The sequence below is a fragment of the Pseudoscardovia radai genome (assembly GCF_002259605.1).
In the GTDB taxonomy this organism is placed as follows: domain Bacteria; phylum Actinomycetota; class Actinomycetes; order Actinomycetales; family Bifidobacteriaceae; genus Pseudoscardovia; species Pseudoscardovia radai.
On record NZ_MWWR01000003.1, the window covers coordinates 269,983 to 289,288 of the forward strand.

16 protein-coding genes and 1 tRNA gene are annotated in these 19,306 nt (G+C 66.9%); 14 read left to right on the forward strand and 3 right to left on the reverse strand.

The genetic code is table 11. The annotated features are described in order from the left end of the window. From recN to PSRA_RS02090, 3 genes are all read left to right on the forward strand, one after another. On the forward strand, positions 1–1,725 hold the full coding sequence (gene recN, locus PSRA_RS02080) for a DNA repair protein RecN (RefSeq protein WP_094660194.1): 1,725 nt from the start codon (positions 1–3) through the stop codon (positions 1,723–1,725). Between the two features lie 173 nt (positions 1,726–1,898). After that, positions 1,899–3,089 carry an SLC13 family permease gene (locus PSRA_RS02085; protein ID WP_094660195.1) on the forward strand — a complete coding sequence of 397 codons (1,191 nt, stop codon included), beginning with the start codon at positions 1,899–1,901 and terminating at the stop codon, positions 3,087–3,089. Positions 3,090–3,146: 57 nt separating this feature from the next. Continuing rightward, positions 3,147–3,824 (forward strand): HAD family hydrolase, encoded by a 678-nt coding sequence (locus PSRA_RS02090; RefSeq protein WP_094660236.1) that lies wholly within the window; start codon positions 3,147–3,149, stop codon positions 3,822–3,824. Positions 3,825–3,912: 88 nt separating this feature from the next. Here the strand turns inward: PSRA_RS02090 and thrC are convergent, their stop codons facing one another. Continuing rightward, positions 3,913–5,400, reverse strand: coding sequence for a threonine synthase (thrC, locus tag PSRA_RS02095; protein WP_094660196.1), 1,488 nt, complete (start codon positions 5,398–5,400; stop codon positions 3,913–3,915). Positions 5,401–5,606: 206 nt separating this feature from the next. On the opposite strand from thrC, the gene PSRA_RS02100 reads away from it, so the two are divergent. The 11 genes from PSRA_RS02100 (at position 5,607) to PSRA_RS02150 (ending at position 16,068) form a co-directional block, all read left to right on the forward strand. Beyond that, entirely contained in the window at positions 5,607–6,929 is a 1,323-nt protein-coding gene (locus PSRA_RS02100; protein ID WP_420820532.1) for a glutamate-5-semialdehyde dehydrogenase, read from the forward strand. Beyond that, positions 6,926–7,561 carry a hypothetical protein gene (locus PSRA_RS02105; RefSeq protein ID WP_094660197.1) on the forward strand — a complete coding sequence of 212 codons (636 nt, stop codon included), beginning with the start codon at positions 6,926–6,928 and terminating at the stop codon, positions 7,559–7,561. The genes PSRA_RS02100 and PSRA_RS02105 overlap by 4 nt, the downstream gene beginning before the upstream one ends. A gap of 14 nt (positions 7,562–7,575) precedes the next feature. Next, complete coding sequence (nadD, locus tag PSRA_RS02110; protein WP_094660198.1) at positions 7,576–8,319, forward strand: nicotinate-nucleotide adenylyltransferase; 744 nt, start codon at positions 7,576–7,578, stop codon at positions 8,317–8,319. 92 nt (positions 8,320–8,411) lie between these two features. Then, a complete protein-coding gene (locus tag PSRA_RS02115; RefSeq protein WP_094660199.1) occupies positions 8,412–9,428 on the forward strand; it encodes a ribose-phosphate diphosphokinase in 1,017 nt (338 codons plus the stop codon). Positions 9,429–9,564: 136 nt separating this feature from the next. Continuing rightward, a tRNA-Gln gene (locus tag PSRA_RS02120) sits at positions 9,565–9,635 on the forward strand. A 206-nt stretch (positions 9,636–9,841) separates the two neighbouring features. Then, entirely contained in the window at positions 9,842–10,654 is an 813-nt protein-coding gene (locus PSRA_RS02125; RefSeq protein ID WP_094660200.1) for a Fic family protein, read from the forward strand. Positions 10,655–10,766: 112 nt separating this feature from the next. Then, positions 10,767–12,194 carry a bifunctional UDP-N-acetylglucosamine diphosphorylase/glucosamine-1-phosphate N-acetyltransferase GlmU gene (gene glmU, locus PSRA_RS02130; protein ID WP_094660201.1) on the forward strand — a complete coding sequence of 476 codons (1,428 nt, stop codon included), beginning with the start codon at positions 10,767–10,769 and terminating at the stop codon, positions 12,192–12,194. Between the two features lie 99 nt (positions 12,195–12,293). Next, on the forward strand, positions 12,294–12,755 hold the full coding sequence (gene rsfS / locus PSRA_RS02135; protein ID WP_094660202.1) for a ribosome silencing factor: 462 nt from the start codon (positions 12,294–12,296) through the stop codon (positions 12,753–12,755). Next, positions 12,752–13,552, forward strand: a complete 801-nt coding sequence (locus PSRA_RS02140; RefSeq protein WP_094660203.1) for a histidine phosphatase family protein — start codon at positions 12,752–12,754, stop codon at positions 13,550–13,552. The genes rsfS and PSRA_RS02140 overlap by 4 nt, the downstream gene beginning before the upstream one ends. A gap of 234 nt (positions 13,553–13,786) precedes the next feature. Next, a complete protein-coding gene (locus PSRA_RS02145) occupies positions 13,787–14,926 on the forward strand; it encodes a hypothetical protein (RefSeq protein ID WP_094660204.1) in 1,140 nt (379 codons plus the stop codon). A 245-nt stretch (positions 14,927–15,171) separates the two neighbouring features. Beyond that, positions 15,172–16,068: a hypothetical protein gene (locus tag PSRA_RS02150; protein ID WP_094660205.1), complete on the forward strand. Its 897-nt coding sequence runs from the start codon at positions 15,172–15,174 to the stop codon at positions 16,066–16,068. 6 nt (positions 16,069–16,074) lie between these two features. Here the strand turns inward: PSRA_RS02150 and PSRA_RS02155 are convergent, their stop codons facing one another. Together PSRA_RS02155 and PSRA_RS02160 are read right to left on the reverse strand one after the other, a co-directional pair. Continuing rightward, positions 16,075–17,664, reverse strand: coding sequence for a hypothetical protein (locus PSRA_RS02155; RefSeq protein WP_094660206.1), 1,590 nt, complete (start codon positions 17,662–17,664; stop codon positions 16,075–16,077). 70 nt (positions 17,665–17,734) lie between these two features. Next, entirely contained in the window at positions 17,735–18,931 is a 1,197-nt protein-coding gene (locus PSRA_RS02160) for a hypothetical protein (protein ID WP_094660207.1), read from the reverse strand. Positions 18,932–19,306: the final 375 nt, after the last annotated feature.

The following is a 19,306-nucleotide window of genomic DNA, read 5'->3' on the forward strand; positions in this document are numbered from 1 at the left end:
ATGCTTGAGGAACTCGAGATCCGCAACCTCGGGCCGATCCGCCACGCCATCGTGACCCCCTCGCCCGGCATGACCGCCATCACCGGCGAAACCGGCGCCGGAAAATCCATGCTTCTCAACGCCATCCGCCTCATCTCCGGCGGCACCGCCAACGCCGAGGCCGTGTCCGCGGGCGCCGACGGCACGTGGGCGCAAGGCGTTTTCGACGTCACCGACAACCCCACGGCCTGCGCCATCGCCAAGGACGCCGGCGTCACCCCGGAGGATGGCGAGCTGTTCCTGACACGCACCGTTCCCGCCTCCGGCCGCTCCCGCGCTGTGCTCGGCGGCCACAGCGTGCCCCGCGGCGTGCTGTCCTCGCTCGCCGGGGAGCTCATCGTCATCCACGGGCAGGCCGACCAGCTGCGCATCGCCTCCGCACCCCGCCAACGCGACTTCCTCGACTCCTACGCCGCCGACGCATCCCTTCTCGACTCCTACGCCGCCGCATGGAAGGTGTACCGCGCCGCGCAGGAAAGGCTCGACGCCGTCACGAACCAGCAGGCCGAGGCCCGCCAGCGCGCGGACTACCTGCGCGAATCCATCGAGCGCATCGACCGCGTCGCCCCCGAACCGGGGGAGTATGAGCAGCTGCGTCAGCAGCGCGACCGCGTCGAGCACGCCGCCGACATCGCACGCGGCATCGGCACGGCGCTCACGGCCCTCGACCCGTCGCAGGTCGTGGAATCCACCGACCGCTCCGGCGCGGGCGACCTCATGCGTCAGGCCATCGACTCGCTGCGCTCCGTTCACGGCGTCGACGTCTTCGATGAGCTGATCGAACGCCTCGAGGCCACATGCGCCGACGTCGACGACATCGTGTTCCAGCTCTCCGCGCTGATCGACGACGAGGGGGAGGACGCCGACCTCGACTCCATCAACTCGCGCATCCATGACCTCGACGAACTCATGCGCCGCTGGGGCCCGACGCTCGACGACGTGCTCGCATGGCGCAGCAAGGCCGGGTTCGAGCTCGAGGACCTCGACGCCTCGCCCGAACGCGTGGAGGAGCTCACCCAGGAGCGTGACGCGGCGCTCGCGGCCGCCCGCACCGCCGCCGGGGCGCTGTCCCAAGTGCGCCGCGAGGCCGGCGACCGCCTCGCCTCGCAGGTGACGGGGGAGCTCGCCTCGCTCGCCATGCCCGACGCGCGCTTCGCAGTGCGCGTGACGCCCGCCGACGGACTCGACGCGCACGGCGCCGACCGCGTGGAGTTCCTGTTCACGCCGTTCCCCGGCGCGGGGGAGCTGCCGCTGGGCAAATCCGCATCGGGCGGCGAGCTGAGCCGCCTCATGCTGTCGATGGAACTCGCCGCCGCCGACGCGCGCTCGCAGCGCTCCGCGTCCGGGACGCAACACGATGGCGCCGCCGAACTTCCCACCTTCGTCTTCGATGAGGTCGACGCCGGCGTCGGCGGCAAATCCGCCGCCGAGCTGGGCAAACGCCTCGCCCGCCTCGCCACCGGCGCGCAGGTCATCGTCGTCACGCATCTGGCGCAGGTCGCCTCGTGGGCGTCCGCGCAGTTCGTCGTCGCCAAGACGAAGGACGCCGGCGGCTCCGTGAGCACCGGCGTCACGCAGGTGACGGGAACGCAGCGCGTGCACGAGATCGCGCGCATGCTGTCGGGAAGCGAGTCCGCCGCGTCCATGAAACACGCCAGGGAATTGCTCGAATCCAGCCAATTGTGACCGCCGACGCCAAGGGGTGCGCGTCGGCCGGTTAACCTTGCGTTCACCTAGCCACAGCCGGCCGACGGTCGGTGTTTTCGTGGCGGCTCTAGGGCTCATGGGGCCTCCGGGGTGGTCGGAGCGGTGCCAGACGGCGCGATATCATGGTGCCTATTGACCGGCAAAGGAGAGGAATGAGACGCAAGTTCGCCGACTGGCTCAAGGATGAGACGGTATTCGCCGTCGCCCTCGTACTCGCCATCGCATCGTGTTTCATCGTGCCGCCCGACGCACAGTACGCCACGTACATCCACATGAACACCATCGTGCAGCTCGTGGCGCTGATGATCGTGGTCTGCGGATGGCAGCGCGTCGGCCTCTTCCACATCATCGGCTCCAAGCTCCTGGGGCGCTCGCATACCGAGCGCGGCCTCGTGCTCACGCTGATCTCGCTGACATTCTTCTCCGCCATGTTCATCACCAACGACGTGGCGCTCGTCACCTTCGTGCCCTTCGCCATCTCGGTTCTCGCGATGGCCAATATGCGCGAGCGCACCTGTCTCGTCGTAACCCTCATGACGATCGGCGCCAACGTCGGCTCCATGCTCACGCCCATCGGCAACGCGCACAACCTGTACCTGCATCAGCTGTCGGGCCTGTCGACGGCGGCGGTCATGGGAATCATGGCGCCGTATTCCGCGGCGGCCGCCGCGTTGCTCGTCATCGTCACATGCGTGGTGTTCGGCAACCGCAAGATCGGTTCCTTCGATTCCGTGGATTCCGATGACATCGAGCGCTCCGTGCTTGCCCCGAGCACCGATATGCAGCCCGACGAGGTGCGCACGATGGGATTCGGCGGGTGGCGCACGTGGGTGTACGGCGTGCTGTTCGTCATCTGCCTTCTGGGCGTCGACGGAATCGTGAACAAATGGCTGATGCTCGGCCTCGTGGTCGTGGTCATGATTGCATGCGACCACCGCACGCTGCGCAAGGTCGACTACTTCCTACCGCTGACCTTCGCCGCGTTCTTCGTGTTCATCGGCAATATGCGCCGCGTGCCCGAGTTCTACAACATCGCCGCGTCGTTGGTGGGAAGCCATCCGATCTCCCTGGGGGTCGGCTTCAGCCAGATCATCTCGAACGTGCCCACCACGCTGCTGCTGTCGGGCTTCTCCGACGCGTGGCGCCCGCTGATCATCGGCACCAACCTCGGCGGCATGGGCACCCTCATCGCGTCGATGGCGTCGCTGGTATCGTATAAATCCGTCACGCGCACGTACCGGCGCCAGAAAGGCCAGTACCTGCTCACGTACACCGCGGTCAACATCCTGTTCCTCGTGGTGCTGCTGGGCCTGGCCGCCATCATCGAACCCACGGGAATCTGACGGGAGACATCTATGGACCACGCATCCGCACCCGGCCTCGGCTCCGGCTCCGAAGCCATGCAGTCCGGAGCTGCGCAGCCCAATGCCGGCGCGGGCGCGATCTTCGACCTCGACGGCACGCTGCTCGACTCGCTCGGCGTGTGGGATGACGTGGACGAGATCTTCTTCTCACGCCGCGGCATCAGCGTGCCCGACGACTACCAGCAGGCCGTCTCGCCCATGGCCTTCCCGGATATCGCGCGCTACACGATCGACCGCTTCCATCTGGATGACACCCCGCAGGCCGTCATGGACGAATGGAACGACCTCGCGCTCGACCTGTACACCACACGCGTGCGCCTCAAGCCCGGCGCCCGCGACTACCTCGCGCATCTCAAGGCCACCGGGGCCAGGATCGGCGTGGCGAGCACGCTTATGCCGTCCCTGCGCGACCCCACGCTCGACCATCTCGGGCTCGCCGGCGTTTTCGACGCCGTCTGCGGCATCGAGGAGGTCGGAGGCCTGAACAAGGACCATCCGGACCTCTACCTGCGTGTCGCCGCCGAGATGGGCGTCGAGCCGCGCCGGTGCACGGTTTTCGAAGACATCGTGATCGGCGTATGCACCGCGCACCGCATCGGCATGGCGGCGTGGGCGATGCTCGACGATTCCTCCCGCTCCATCTGGCCGCAGCTGAAGGCGGAGGCCGACGGCACCCTGCGCGATTTCACGACCGCGCCTGCGATTCTCGCCTGACGGCGCGCTTTCATGTGGATATGAAAGGGGCCCCGGTTTCCCGGGGCCCCGCAGTCGGTTCGGCGATCGGCTTACTGCGCCATCGCCATTACTCGGCCATCTTCATCGCGGTGTCGCGCACATAGCCCGTCATGTCGGGCACGTCGATGACGTCGGTGAAACGCACCTCGGCGTTCTCAAGACCGCGCAGCGCGGCCGGCGCCGTCGTGCCGGACAGCTGAGAGAGCGTGTCCATGCATGCGAAGTCGCTGGCCGGGGCCTCGACGCCGAGCGCCTCGAGCACGGCGCGCGGGAACTTGTACGGGCTCGCGGTGCTCAGGATGACGCGCGGCACGCCGGGGGTGCGCGGCGTGGTGGCCAGCGTGTGGTACGCGCAGGCGGTATGCGGGTCGATCACATAGTGGTTCCTGTCCCAGCAATCCTTGATCGCGGCGCGCACCTGGTCCTCGTCGGCCCAGCCGGCCCCGAAGGTCTTCCGGATCTTCGCCAGCACATCGGCGGGAACATCGTAGCGGCCGGTCGTCGCCAGCGAATCCATGAGGCCGGAGATGAGCTTCGTGTCGCCGTCGGCGAAGTAGTAGAGCATGCGCTCCAGGTTCGAGCTGATGAGGATATCCATGCTCGGGGAGATGGTGGTGAAGAACGGGCGGTTGCGGTCGTACGTGCCGGTGGTCAGGAAGTCGAAGAGCACGTTGTTCTTGTCGGACGCCACGATGAGCTTCGAGACGGGCAGGCCGAGGCGCTGGGCGTAGTAGCCGGCGAGGATGTCGCCGAAGTTGCCGGTCGGCACGCAGAACTCCACCTCGTCGCCCGCGTTGATCTCCTGGCGCTTGAGCAGCTGCGCGTAGGCGGCGAAGTAGTACACCACCTGCGGCACGAGGCGGCCCACGTTGATGGAGTTGGCGGAGGAGAGCACCGTATGCGCGTTGTTCTCGAGGTCCCACGCCAGCTCGCCGTCGGCGAAGATGGACTTGACGGCGCTCTGCGCATCGTCGAAATTGCCGCGCACCGCGCACACCTGCACGTTCGCGCCCTTCTGGGTGGCCATCTGCAGGTGCTGCACCTCGGAGACCTTGCCATCCGGGTAGAACACGGTGATGCCGGTGCCGGGCACGTCGGCGAAGCCCGCGAGGGCCGCCTTGCCCGTGTCGCCGGAGGTGGCGGTGAGGATCATGATGCGCTCGTCCGCATCGGAGGCCGTGGTGCGCGCCATGAAGCGCGGCAGGATCTGCAGCGCCACGTCCTTGAAGGCGCTTGTCGGGCCGTGGAACAGCTCGAGGATGAAGTCGTCGCCCAGCGGCTTGAGCGGGGTGATGGCGGCGTCGTCCCACTGCTCGCCGTAGGCGCCCGCCACGCAGTCGGCGAGCTCCTCCTCGGTGAAGTCGGGGAGCAGGGCACCGAGCACCGTGCGGGCGATGCCCTGGTAGTCGAGGTCGGTCAGGCCTGCGATGTCGACTTTCTTCTCGCCGAGCGAATCGGTGACGAAAAGGCCGCCGTCCGAGGCAATGCCCTTGCGGATGGCCTGCTTGCTGGTGACCTGGCTGGCGGTGCTGCGGGTGCTGTGAAAGAGTTCCACGACGAATCCTTGTCTTGCGCAATGACGAAACCTACGCGCTCCAGTCTATATGCGGCCATGGGCAAGGAGGCGCAACGGCGCGGAGAGACGATGCGTGCGGCGGGGAAAGACGGGGATCGGGGAGGGACAGGGCGTCCGCGGGCGCCTGCGCCGGGCGCGTTGGGAGGTGGTGGTGGCATGATGTTTCCCACATGGATGGAAGGCCCATGCATGCCAAGGGAAGGGCTGATATGACCGACGATACCGACGTCACCGAGGCACTCGCGCAGGTGCGCGGGATGGCCGCCGCCGCCCGGACGGCCCAAGGCAGGCTCGCGCGCGCGACGACGCTCGAGAAGAACGGCCTGCTCGACGCCATCGCGGACGCCCTCGTGGCCGGGGAGGACCGCATCGCGGCCGCGAACGAGAAGGATTACGAGATCGCGAAGGCCGGGGGCATGTCCACCGGCCTGCTCGACAGGCTGCGCTTCGACCAGGCGCGCGTGGAGGCCACGGCGCAGGGAGTGCGCGACGTCGCCACGCTTCCCGACCCGGTCGGCCGCGTCGTGCGCGGCAACAACCTGCCCAACGGCATGCGCCTGACGCAGGTGCGCGTGCCCATGGGCGTCGTCGGCATGATCTACGAGGCGCGCCCGAATGTCACGATCGACGTGGCGGCGCTGTGCCTCAAGTCCGGCAACGCCGCGATCCTGCGCGGCGGGCACGCCGCCTTCAACACGAACGAGGCGACGATCGACATCATCGGCCGCACGCTCGCCGACCGCGGCTACGACCCGGCCCTTGTGCAGACCGTGGACCGCATCGGCCGCCCCGGCGCGACCGCCATGATGCTCGCCCGCGGCTCCATCGACGTTCTCGTGCCGCGCGGCGGCGCCGGCCTCATCAAGGCCGTGGTCGAGAACTCCAAGGTGCCCACCATCGAAACCGGTTCGGGCAACTGCCATATCTACGTCGACAAGGCCGCCGACATCGACGAGGCCATCGCGATCCTCATCAACGCCAAGACCCAGCGCGTGGGCGTGTGCAACGCGGCCGAGAAGCTGCTCGTGCACGCCGGCATCGCCGGCGACGTGCTGCCCCGTGCGGCTGCCGCGCTGCGCGAGCACCATGTGCTTATGCATGTGGACGCCGCCGCGAAGAAGGTCCTGGCCGACGCGGGCGTGACCGGCGAGGACATCGTCGACGCCACGCCGGAGGACTGGGACACCGAATACCTCGACTACCAGATCGGCATCCGCGTCGTCGACTCGCTTGACGAGGCCGTGCGCCATATCCAGAGGTATTCGACGGGGCACACCGAGGCCATCGTGTCGCAGGACTACGGCGCCGTCGAGGAATTCGTCTCCCGCGTCGACTCCGCGGTCGTCATGGTCAACGCCTCCACGCGTTTCACCGACGGCGGCATGTTCGGCCTCGGCGCCGAGCTCGGCATCTCCACGCAGAAGCTCCACGCGCGCGGCCCCATGGGCCTCGAGGAGCTGACGACCACGAAGTGGATCGGCTACGGGACGGGCCAGGTGAGGCCATGACGTACGAAGACGGCGATATGCGCCTCATGATGGACGACGACCCGAAGGCGCCGCTGCGCCTCTCGTCGGGACGCCTGAGCATCGTGCGCTATGTGTTCCTCGTGCATATCGAGGACGGCATTCCCTCGGCCTTCCAGCGCGCCGCGCTCGAATACGCCGACGCGATCCTCATCGGCTGGCCGGAAGAGGACGCCGAGGACGTCGTGACGCCCGAGGCATCGCAATACGATTTCATCGCCCAGCAGTTCGACTGGGCCGAGAGCCACGTGCGCGAGTTCATGGAGTCCGAACGCGCCGACAAGGCCGACGACATGGCCGATTCGCTCGTGCAGGTGGCCGATTGCATCGCCGCCGTGCGCAAGTCCTACCAGCCCGAGTTCCTCCTGCCCACCTTCGCCGAGATCCGGCGCGTGGTGGAGGACGAATGGAACGAGGACATGGGCCGCATCGAGGCCGAGAACCGCGAGGCGCATCCCGGCATCCCGTCCGATGACGCGCCCGCCGCGCAGGCCGAGGCGTCGGATGGCGCTTCCGCGGACGGCGCTTCGACGCAGGCCCCGGCCCCGCAATCGTCGGACGCACAATCGTCAGACGCGCAATCGCCGGATGATTCCGGCGCCTCCCGCGCATAAGGAAGCCGGACCGCATGACCGACACCTCCCCGAACCCGGGCTTCCCGACGCCGGACGTCCCGAACCCGAACCCCCAGCGCACGCCCGCGCGCATCGGCGCGCAGACCCATCTGGCGCGGCGCCGCTCCGCGCGCGGCAACTACCACGACGTCATGCGCATCGGCATCATGGGCGGCACCTTCGACCCTATCCACAACGGGCATCTCGTGGCCGCCTCGGAGGTGGCGTGGGTGTATGACCTCGACAAGGTCATCTTCGTGCCGACAGGCCGCCCCGTCTTCAAGCTCGACCGCAACGTGACGAACGCCGAGGACCGCTACCTGATGACCGTCATCGCCACGGCGTCGAACCCGAACTTCGTCGTCTCCCGCGTCGACATCGACCGCCCCGGCGTGACGTACACCATCGACACGCTGCGCGACATGCGCACGCTGTACCCGGACGCCGAGCTGTTCTTCATCACAGGGGCGGACGTCATTCCGCAGCTCATGCGCTGGAAGGACGCCGAGGAGATGTGGGGCATCGCGCATTTCGTAGGCGTCTCCCGTCCCGGCTACGAGGTCAACCTGCACAAGGCCGGCGTGCCGCTGCGCAGCGTCGACGTCATCGAGATCCCCGCCCTGGCCATCTCCTCCACGGACGTGCGCCGGCGCGCGGAGGCCGGCGAACCCGTCTGGTACCTCGTGCCCGACGGCGTGGTGCAGTACATCTCCAAGCACGGCCTGTACCGCCGGCCCCCGGCGTCGAAGGAAGGCTAGGCTTGGGGGAGCGACACGATGCGCGGGCGGGCTGTCAGCGCGACTCGCTACTATGTTTTTAAGTCAGCTTCAATCACAAGTTTGGAGATACGGTGAGCGCAGTTCTCGCAGGAAAACCTGATAAAAACCTCATCCTCGTCAGCGGCCGGTGCCATCCCAAGCTCGCCGCCGACGTGGCGAAGCAGCTCGGCATCGACGTCATGGGCACCACGGAGTACGACTTCTCCAACGGTGAGATCTACGTGCGCTACACGGAATCCGTGCGTGGCGCCGACGTCTTCGTTCTCCAGACCCATGCGGGCGAGACGATTAACAAGTTCATCATGGAGCAGCTCATCATGATCGACGCGGCGAAGCGCGCCTCCGCCCGCTCCATCACCGCCGTCTGCCCGTTCCTCGGCTACTCGCGCCAGGACAAGAAGCACCTGGGCCGCGAGCCCATCTCCTGCCGCCTCATGTTCGACCTGCTCAAGGCCGCCGGCGCGGACCGCATCATGTCCGTCGACCTGCACGCCGCGCAGTCCCAGGGCTTCTTCGACGGCCCCGTCGACCACCTCGTGGCCATGCCGGTGCTCGTCGACTACGTGCGCGACCGCCTCGACCTGTCGAACGTCGCCGTCGTCTCCCCGGACGCCGGCCGTATCCGCGTGGCCGAGCAGTGGGCGCAGCGCCTCGGCGGCGGCCCCCTCGCCTTCGTGCACAAGACCCGCGACATCACGCGCCCGAACAAGGCCGTCGCCAACCGCGTCGTCGGTGACGTGGCGGGCAAGGACTGCGTGCTCGTCGACGACCTCATCGATACCGGCGGCACCATCGCGGAGGCCTGCAAGGTCCTGCGCGACGCCGGCGCCAACTCCATCACCGTCGTCGCCACGCACGGCGTGTTCTCCGGCCCGGCCGTCGACCGCCTCAAGGCGTGCGGCGCCCGCGAGGTCGTCGTCACCGACACCGTGCCGATCCCGCAGGAGAAGCGTTGGGACGGCCTGACCGTCCTGTCCATCGCGCCGCTTCTCGCCAGCGCGATCCAGGCCGTGTTCAACGACAGCTCCGTCGCCGAGCTGTTCGATAAGTATCCGACGCACCACGGCCAGGGCTTCCTCTTCGCCTGACGGATTCCCGGCGCCCGGCGGAGCCTTCCGCCGCACCGCGCGCGTGCGCGAAGGCGCCCCGATGGTGTACATTGTATGAATTGTGCGGCGCGGCCGGCCGGCGCAAGCCCTCCGGCCGCGAACATACCCGCAGCATTCCCCCATGGTGTAATGGCAGCACACGGGTCTTTGGAACCCTTTGTCTTGGTTCGAATCCAGGTGGGGGAGCCCGAACGGTTCCGCTCAGACGGAACACGATTGCCGCCTCTCGGCGCCCCGGGAGGCATGAGGCGCACGGCCCTGTGACCGTGCGCCTTTTCTTTTCCCGCCCTGTGCGTCCTGTGCTTCCCCGGAGCCGGCTTCGAAGCCGACGGACGATATCATGGACGGCAGGACGGCGGAATACATGTCAGATGATTGGGAGTTGGTAGACGATGACGGAACGCATTGTGGACAGACTCGTCAGTGAACGTGACACGGGGTATAGCAACGGCATCTACGTTCCCACGCAGATTCAGTTCGCGTGGAACTCCAACCACATGGAGGGGTCCACGCTGACGGCCCGGCAGACTGCGCAGCTTTTTGCCACGGGTACGTACACGGCAGGCAGCGAAGGCGAGACCATACGTCCCGATGATGCCATCGAGACGCGTAACCATTTCACCGCCTTCCGTTGGATTCTCGACCATGTGGACGATCCCGTGGACCGTGACATGGTCTGCCATGTACACGCCATCCTCAAGGGCGGCACCGCCCAGGCGGCGGATCCTTCCCTCAGCGTAGGCGACTACAAGCGTCGGCCGAACGTCATCGGGGCCCTCGCGACACCCGTGCGCACGGCCATGCCCGATGATGTGCCGCGTCTTATGGATGACCTGTTCGGCATCCTCGCCGGTCTCGAGGACGATCCGCTCCAGATAGCCCGTGCGCACTGGATGTTCGAACGCATCCATCCGTTCTCCGACGGCAACGGAAGGGTGGGACGCCTCATCATCTTCAAGGAGCTGCTGCGCATCGACGCACTGCCTTTCGTTATCCACGACAACTTTCGTGACAGGTATATCAACGGCTTGATGAGATTTCCCGAGGAACCGGGGTACCTCGTGGATACGTTGCTTTTCGAGCGGGACATGTACCGCGCGCATATCCTTCTGCCCGGTGGCGGCGATGACCTTGCGTACACATATCGCGACCGGTGGAGCGAGGCGGAATATCACCGTGCTGTGCAACCGGCGGGTCTGTCCTGACCCCACGTCTACAATCCACACTCAGACACGGGCCTGACAGCAGTGCGCCGGCAAGCGCCGGCAACGAGGGTAGATATCTCGACCAGTATCACGACTAGTGAGGGAGAATTCCATGAGCGCTTCCGCCGATGGACGGACGACGGCCCCGACGGGCCTTGACGTGGCGATTATTCTTGCGGCGGGCGAGGGAACCCGTATGAAATCCGATACCCCGAAGGTGCTCCACACCCTCGCGGGCAAGACGTTCCTCCAGCGCGTCATGGGCTCCGTGGCGCAGCTCAGCCCCGCCACGATCGGCGTCGTCGTGCACTACCAGGCGGACCGCGTCGCCGCCGCGGCCCTCGACTACGATGCCGACGCCGTCATCGTGCGCCAGGATGACAAGCCCGGCACCGGCCGCGCCGTGCAGTGCGCCGTCAGTCAGCTGCGCGAGGAAGGGCGCTTCGAGGGCACCGTGCTCATCGCCGCCTCCGACATGCCGCTTCTCGATGCCGCCACGCTGCGCCGCCTCGCCGCATGCCACGCCGACCAGGGCAACGTCGCCACCGTGCTCACCACCCGTCTGGCCAATCCGTTCGGCTACGGCCGCGTGATCCGCGACGAGGACGGCCAGGTTCTGCGCATCGTGGAGCAGAAGGACGCGAACGCCGCCGAACAGGCCGTCACCGAGGTCAACACCTCCGTCTATCTCTTCGACAGCCGTGTGCTCGAACGCGCCATCGCCGACCTCGGCAGCGACAACGCGCAGGGCGAGTTCTACCTGACCGACGCGCTCGAAAAGGCACGCGAACTCGGCAAGGTCGGCGCGTGCGTCGCCGAGGACTCGCTGAGCGTGGAAGGCGTCAACGACCGCGTGCAGCTCGCGCACCTCGCCAAGGCGCATAACCTGCGCGTATGCGAGGCGTGGATGCGCGAAGGCGTCACGATCCTCGACCCCGACACCACGTGGATCGAGGACGACGTGACGCTCGCCCGCGACGTGGAGGTGCTTCCGGGCAGCTTCCTGCAGGGCCACACAAGCGTCGCCTGCGGCGCCGTCGTGGGTCCGTACACCACGCTGATCGACGCCATCGTGGACGAAGGCGCCCATGTGGAGCGCAGCCGCGTCCAGTCCAGCCACATCGGTCCGCGCGCCACCATCGGCCCGTGGACGTATCTGCGCCCCGGCAACGAGCTGGCCGCGGAGACGAAGGCCGGCGCGTTCGTGGAGATGAAGAAGGCGCATATCGACGAGGGCACCAAGGTGCCCCACCTGAGCTACATTGGCGACACGCATATCGGCGAGCATACGAATATCGGCGGCGGCACCATCACCGCGAACTACGATGGCGTGCACAAGAACCGCACCGAGATCGGCTCGGGCGTGCATGTGGGCGCCGGCAACCTCTTCGTGGCCCCCGTGACGGTGGGCGACGGCGTGACGACGGGCGCCGGATCCGTGGTGCGCCACGCCGTGCCCGACGATTCCATGGTGTTCTCGGAGAACACGCAGCATGTGGTCGAGGGCTGGAAGCCCAAGTGGGAGCGCGACGCGGACTGACGCTCCGCGCCTTCCGATACGATGTCGGTACGATAGAAGCGGTCCCCGAAGCCTGGGGGCCCAGGGTCCCGCGCCGGACGCGGGGAGAGAGGATGGACCATGGCAGCGGTTCAGGATTCGATTGATGCGGTGCGTATCGCGGCAGCCGCCGCGGACAGCGAGAAGGCGGAGGACATGGTCGCGTTCGACGTGTCCGAGCCGCTGGCGATCACCGATATCTTCTTCCTCGCCACAGGAACGTCGCCCCGCCACGTTCTGGCGATCGCCGAGGAGATCGAGAAACAGCTGTACCTCGCCACGAAGCGCGACCCGCGCCAGCGCGAGGGCATCGAGGAAGGCGAGTGGGTGCTGCTCGACTACGGCGATTTCGTGGTGCATGTGATGGACGCCGAGGCCCGCGCGTTCTATGACATCGAGCGCCTGTGGAAGGACTGCCCGCGCATCGACCTCCAGCTTCCCGACACCGCCTCCGTGCTCAAGGAGCCGGAAGGCACGGGTGCTGCGGCCGATGATGCCGATGACGACGCGGCTGACGACGCCGAGAGCTCGGACGAGCAGTGACCGCACCGACCCGCGGCGCCGCCGGCGCCCGCGCTGAGCTCGACGCCTCGGACCGCGGTGACGCCGGTACGGCGCGCCACGTCTACGCCGTGACCTTCGTGCGCCACGGGCGCACGGATTACAACGCGGCAGGCCGCCTCCAGGGGCAGGTCGACATTCCGCTCAACGACGTGGGCCGGTGGCAGGCCCACCGGACGGCGATGGCGCTTGCCGACGCGTATGTGCGCGATTCCGGCCGCACACCCGTCGTCGTATCGTCGCCGCTGGTGCGCGCCCAGGAAACGGCCGGGGACTTCGCATCCCTTGTCGGGGCCCGGGTGCATGTGGACGAGCGCGTCAAGGAACGCGGCTTCGGCGAATGGGAGGGCTGCCGCTGGTCCGACCTCGAACAGCGCCAGCCGCGCGATTTCGAGCTGTGGAAGCGCTTCCAGGACGGCGAGATGCGTCACGGGGCCGAGTCGAAGGCCTCCGTCGGGCATCGCGGGGCGCAGGCCGTGACGCAGTGGGCGACGGAGTACGACGAATCGTGCGAGCTGTTCGTGTTCTCGCATGGCGCGTGGATTTCCCAGACGATCCAGCGGCTGATGCACCTGGATGTGGTCGACCCCACGTATGCGTCGGTGAGCGGCCCGAACAACGGGCACTGGTGCCGTTTCCGCGTGCTGGGCACCATGGACGGGACGCTGCTGTGGCGCCTCATGGAGTTCAACCGCGGCCCCGTCGTGCCCGACGGGGTGCAGTGGAACGACCCCTTCGCCAGCGGCGACGTCGCGGCCGCCGTGCCGCCGGTTCTCTGAGGCGCGGCGCGCCTTGCTGATGCAGGTTCGGTGAATATTGTGTGTTTTCACGATTTTCCCGGCATCCATGCGGCATGATGCGCTATCACTGGATGCAGAAAGTTACGGCATGTGGAAACGCAACCGCATGTGGAAACGCAACCGAATGTGGAAACGCAACCGAATGACGGTGCGCCGGCCGATGGGATGCCGGCGGCAGAGATCGGTATGAACCCGGAGGTATGTGGCAGGCGTATGAAGGATTTCTTCAAGAACATCAAATGGCTTCAGATTCTCGCGGGTGCCCTCGCGGCGGTCACATCGTTCCTTCTCATGAACCACATCGGCATCGCGGGATCCGTCATCGGCGCCGCCGTCGCGTCCATCGTGACGGCGCTCGCCACGCAGATCTACCAGAACGTGCTCAATGTCTCGCATGACAAAATGCAGGAGCAGCTGGGGCGAGACGATTCGAAAAACGATGCGAAGGACGGGGCGGCGTCCGCCGACCCGCGCGCCCGGCGTGCCCCGCGTGCGGCGGTCGGCACTGCGACACGCCTGAATTCCGCGGCGCGTCTCGATAAAACGGCCATCATGCCCGCGGTTCTTCCCGCCGCCCTGTCGCAGAACCCGTCGCAGAACCCGTCACAGGGCGTGTCGTCACAGAACCTTGACGCGACGCAGGCCATGCCCGGTGTCACGGACGAGGATTTCGGCAGCGCGGCGACGCCTGCTGCCGCGGGTTCCGACGAAACAGTCGTTCTCGATCCGCTGACAGGGGAGCCGCTTGCCGCGGAACCGTCGGCCGCCTCCGGCACCCTCTACGGCGCCACGGGCGACGGGGCACGCGCCATCGCTTCGCAGCCGGACGGATATGACGCCGCCGGATACGCCGACGCGTCCGGGGAATCCGGCGCGGGAAAGAAAGGCCTGAGCAACAAGACCAAGCTGTTCATCGTCGCCCTTGTGTGCTCGGTTGTCGCCGTCATTCTCACGGCGGTCGTCATCCAGTTCGCCACGGGCGGCGAGGGGCTGGGCTCCAAGCCCGCCGACGTGCATCCCGCGCCTCAGGTCGTCGTGACCACCACATACGAGACCACCGACGGGGAGGACTCGTCGAGCGAGGAAACGCCGTTCGATGAGTCGACGGACGAGCAGACCGACGCCCCGTCCGAGACCTTTGAAAGCGCCTCCTCCACGCCGTCGGCTTCCGAGTCGGAGACGGCCCAGAGCACGCCGTCCGCCTCGATGTCGCAATCCTCGTCCGTCACGTCCTCGCCCAGCGCCTCCGCCTCGTCATCCTCGTCGCCTTCGGCTTCGGCCAGCGCGTCGTCCGGCAGTTCGGCCAGCGCGTCGTCCACCGTCGATTCGCAGGCCGACGTGGCCGAGCAGTGATGCCAGCGAGCAGTGATGCCACCGGGCAGTGACGCCACCGGGCGATGACGCGGCGCGCCGGAACCGCTGTGAGATAATGGCCACAGATGGAAGCGGCGCGTCGGTGCGGTGCCGCACGATGGAGCACAGGAGAGCGCAGGGGAGTCCCGTCCATGGAACCCGCCCGTCTGCTCCATGGCGCGACGAACCAGCGCCACGAATCAGCGCGCCGAATCGAAAGGGGAGCTATGGAGAACCCATCACCTATGCAGAACCCATCCGGGCCCATGCCCGTTCCCGGTGCCGGTGGTCCAGGCAGCGGTGGTCCTGGCACCAAGCCTTCCGACGCGTCCCGCCCGCGTCGTTCGACCTATGACGCCCGCTATGGCTTCGACGATGAGGCGGATTCCGCGGCGTCAGCCACCGATGAGCTTATGAACTACCGTGATGATTCGTGGCACGGGGTCGCCGAGGGCACTGTGAACGACACGGATTTTGCGAGCGACGTGGGCTTCTCGGATAACGGGGGCTTCTCGGATAACGGGGGCTTCGCGGATAACGGAGCCTGGCATGCCGACCGATATCATGACGATTCTTTCGCCGGTGGTTCTTTCTCCCGTGGTCCCCTCTCCGGCGGGTCATCGGCCGGAGAATCGTATGGCGCCGTCTATCAGGCGGCATCGTATGCATCTGCGCCATCTGCGCCATCTGCGCCATCGTCTGTGCCGCCGTCCGCGAATGCCGCGGCTGCTGCGGCGCCTGTGGCGGGGGCGCCCTACTGGGCGACGGCACCCGTCGTCGATGCACGTCGCCCGTGGTACGCGCATACGGCGGTGTGGCTGATTGCGATGCTGCTCGTCGTCGTGCTGTGCGTGCTCGCGGAGGCGGACCACAGGAACTCCTTCGAGGTGTCCACGTCGGGCGCCTCGCATTCGGCCGATGCCGGGTATGGATTCGGCTCTGATCCGTATGACAGCTCCGATCCGTATGACAGCACGGATCCGTATGGCTCCGATTCCTACGGCACGGATTACTACTACTACGGAATCGACCCCTACGGATCGGATCCCTATGACACTGATCTCTTCGGCACCGATCCCTACGGAATCGACCCTTATGGAACCGATTCCTCTTCCTCCGGCTCCACCGCCACCAGCGCCTGAGACAGTCTACTCGCAGATGCCATCGTGGATTTTCTGCGCAACCGCGGTATCCGCGTCGGTGGCCTTGTAATCATCAAGGCCGAACTGCTCGAACTCGGTGCGCTGACGATCCATGCCCATGAAGGCGAAGGCGTAGGCGTTCGTCACGGCCTCCGTACGGTCGCTTGCGATGCTCGGGTCCGTCGTTCCGCACATGATGGAGATGGAACGGTGCGCCAGCTCGTGCTTCGTCGCGTCGAGCATCCACGGGTCCTTCTTGAGCTGGTTCCATTCGGGGTAATCGTCGGTGAAGGTGATTTTGTTGCGCAGGTCCGTCGTCGCATCCGTGAAGCAGAAGAAGGCGATGGCCGTGCCTTCGTCGCTCGCGTCGGCGACGCGGTCCTCTGTGCAGTCCGAAATCGATCCGTAGTCATAGGTGACGCCCATGTCCTGTGCCACCGTGTCGATGGCGGACCAGATTTCCTGCTCGCTTGCAGTGGCGCTTACGGTGATGCCCGCCACGGTGGACTCGCGGCTATGCAGGTCGGAGACCACGGAGTCGAGATGCGCCTTGACGGGGTCGATGGCGGAGCGCAGCGACGCGGCGCCTTGCACGGCGACCGTGGGATCGCTGTCCCAGCCGTCGTCGGAGAAGGCGCGCGAGAGCGACTTCGTCTCGTCGGACCATTGCCCGTCGAGCTGGTAGTTGAGCATCCAGCGGTCCGAATAGCGCGCGGCCATGTCGTCGTACCAGGCGAGCAGCGCATCGATCGTGCGGTTGCTCATGGCGTCGAGATCGGTGGAGCTCAGCGACGACGCGCCGCTCTGGCACGTGGACTGGTCCGCCTGCAGGGCGGTCAGTTCGGCCGGGGCGGAGCCGGTCGAATCGGTCCAGCCGTCGGTGCTTGACAGTGCGGACGAGACATTGGAGCACACCTGGTCGGCCGTCAGGGACCACGATCCGTTCGACGCATCCCGCCGGTGGCTGGGCGAGGAGCCCGACGATGCGAACGGCGGCTGCGCCGAGGAGTCGGAGGCTGCGGTCCGGCCGCTGCCGAGCACGGTGTCGGTGGTTGGTACGCCGCGCAGCGCTACGGCGCATGTGATGAGCACGACAAGCGCCGTAATGAACGCGATGATGGCCAAGCCGTTCGATCGGCGCCGGTCGGAGGACACGGGGCCGGTGCCGAGCGGCGGGTACGCCGTGCGGAAAGCGGGGACGTAGGGCTGTGACGAGGGCGGTAACGGTGCCGGGAAGCGGGTTGCGGCGGCAGGCGGCTGCGTCGCCCCCGGATACGGCGGGCGATCCGGAAGGGGCGGGACGACGGGGTATGGCGAGGGCGTCCACCACGCGGAGTCCCGCCCCGTGGTCGGTGCCGCGCCGTATGCGTGATGTGGCTCACCGCCATACGGCGCCGCATACGGAACGCCATACGGCGCTTCGGATGTCATCGCCTGGCTATGCGGATACGGTGCGGACGGATTCCAGACCTGCGCATCGTATCCCTGCGCATCGTATCCCTGCGCATCGTATCCCTGCGCATCGTATCCCTGCGCATCGTATCCCTGCGCATCGTAGCGTGCGGAACCGCGGGGGTCATGCTGCCGGGTGTCCATATGCCTCTCCTTCCCCCGTCCATCGTATCCGCCGGATTTCAGCGATGTGGCGGATACGACACCGGTCCGCCTACCAGCGGCAGGTGCCGGAATCGTGGATTTTCTGGGCCACCTGGATGTCCTGGTCCTGCACCTGGTAGTCCTCGAGCCCCGCCTGCATGTTCTCGCTGCGCTGCCGGTCGCCGCCCAGGTAGGTGAAGGAATAGGCGTTCGTCACGGCTTCCGTGCGGGTGCCCACGATATTCGGCTCGGTGGTGCCGCAGACGATGGAGATGGAGCGGTGCGCCAGCTCGTGCTTCGTCGCATCAAGCAGGAAGGGATTGGCTTTTATCTCGTTCCAATCCGCCGCGTCGTTGACGAACGTGATGGTGTTGCGGTGGTCCGTCGTGGCATCCGTGAAGCAGAAGGAGGCGATCGCGGAGCCGTCGTCCGTCTCGTCCTGCGACGCGGCGTCGCCGCAATCGGCGGCATCCGAACCGAACGCGTACGTGACGCCCATGGCCTGGGTCGCCGAGTCGATGGCGTTCCAGACGTCGGCTTCGCTCGCGGAATCGTTCAGTACGATTCCCGCCACGGCATTCTCCCTGCCGTGCAGGTCCGAGAACGTGGCATCGAGGTGGGATTGCATGGAATCGATGGACGTGCGCAGCTTCGCCGCCTGCTCGGCGGCGTATGTGGGATCGTCCTGCCAGCCGTCCTTGCTGAAGGCGCTTTTCAGGGCCCGCGTCTCGTCGGACCATTGGCCGTCGAGCTGGTAGTTGAGCGTGGTATCGCTGCCGTAGCGCGGCTGCATGGCCGAATACCAGGCGAGGAGGGCGTCTGTCGTGTGGGAGCTCATCGTGGAGAGCTGGTCGGCCGTCAGATCCGATGCGCCGCTGCCGCATGCGGTCCGGTCGTTCGCCAGGACGGTGAGCTCGTCGGGTGCGGAGCCGTCGGATTTCGTCCATCCGTCGATGCTCGACATGGCGGACGTCACGTTGGCGCAGACCTGGTCGGCGGACAGCGTGACGGAAGCCGTCGTGCCTTGCGCGGAGCCGGACGATGCCTGCGCCGCAGTTCGGGACGCGGACGGGACGCGGCGCAGCGCCACGGCGCATCCGACCAGCACGGCGATCGCTGTGACGAAGGCGACGATGGCGATCACGTTCGATCGTCTGCGCGCGGCGGATGGGGCGGCGCCGGGGCCGGGGAGTCCCCGATGCGGCGCGGATGCCATGGCGGGGCCGAAGGGGGCGTTCGCGCCGGGGCCGATCGGATATCCGTCCATTGGGTACCCTGCGTTCGGGTACTCTGCATTCGGATACGGGGAGTCCGGATACGGGCGGTTCGCGCCGTACGGGGGATGGGGGCTCCCCGCGGCGGGAACGGTTCCTCCCGCGCGAGAGGTGTCGCCATAGGGTGCATTCGACGGTGAGCCGTCCGGCCGCGAATAGTATGAGTGATACTGCTGGTCGTTCATATGTCCCTTTTCCATGTCTCCGGCTTCGAGGATTCATTCTACCAGTGCGCCTGCGGGCATGACGGGAAGCGTTTGAGATGTGTCCTGCAACCCCCGAATCGTCTAAAGCGGGTGCCGCCGCACCCGCCTAACGCCATTTCGGTGGGGAAACCGCCGAGAACCCGGCCGGAATCCCGTAAAGCG

What these genes read in the sequence shown, in the direction of transcription:
- PSRA_RS02100 (WP_420820532.1), top strand. Translation starts at nt 5,607, where the DNA reads ATGCATGCCAAGGGAAGGGCTGATATGACCGACGATACCGACGTCACC.
- glmU (WP_094660201.1), top strand. Translation starts at nt 10,767, where the DNA reads ATGAGCGCTTCCGCCGATGGACGGACGACGGCCCCGACGGGCCTTGAC.
- recN (WP_094660194.1), top strand. Translation starts at nt 1, where the DNA reads ATGCTTGAGGAACTCGAGATCCGCAACCTCGGGCCGATCCGCCACGCC.
- PSRA_RS02105 (WP_094660197.1), top strand. Translation starts at nt 6,926, where the DNA reads ATGACGTACGAAGACGGCGATATGCGCCTCATGATGGACGACGACCCG.
- PSRA_RS02145 (WP_094660204.1), top strand. Translation starts at nt 13,787, where the DNA reads ATGAAGGATTTCTTCAAGAACATCAAATGGCTTCAGATTCTCGCGGGT.
- PSRA_RS02160 (WP_094660207.1), bottom strand. Translation starts at nt 18,931, where the DNA reads ATGGACGGATATCCGATCGGCCCCGGCGCGAACGCCCCCTTCGGCCCC.
- nadD (WP_094660198.1), top strand. Translation starts at nt 7,576, where the DNA reads ATGACCGACACCTCCCCGAACCCGGGCTTCCCGACGCCGGACGTCCCG.
- PSRA_RS02155 (WP_094660206.1), bottom strand. Translation starts at nt 17,664, where the DNA reads ATGGACACCCGGCAGCATGACCCCCGCGGTTCCGCACGCTACGATGCG.
- PSRA_RS02090 (WP_094660236.1), top strand. Translation starts at nt 3,147, where the DNA reads ATGCAGTCCGGAGCTGCGCAGCCCAATGCCGGCGCGGGCGCGATCTTC.
- PSRA_RS02150 (WP_094660205.1), top strand. Translation starts at nt 15,172, where the DNA reads ATGCAGAACCCATCCGGGCCCATGCCCGTTCCCGGTGCCGGTGGTCCA.
- PSRA_RS02085 (WP_094660195.1), top strand. Translation starts at nt 1,899, where the DNA reads ATGAGACGCAAGTTCGCCGACTGGCTCAAGGATGAGACGGTATTCGCC.
- PSRA_RS02125 (WP_094660200.1), top strand. Translation starts at nt 9,842, where the DNA reads ATGACGGAACGCATTGTGGACAGACTCGTCAGTGAACGTGACACGGGG.
- rsfS (WP_094660202.1), top strand. Translation starts at nt 12,294, where the DNA reads ATGGCAGCGGTTCAGGATTCGATTGATGCGGTGCGTATCGCGGCAGCC.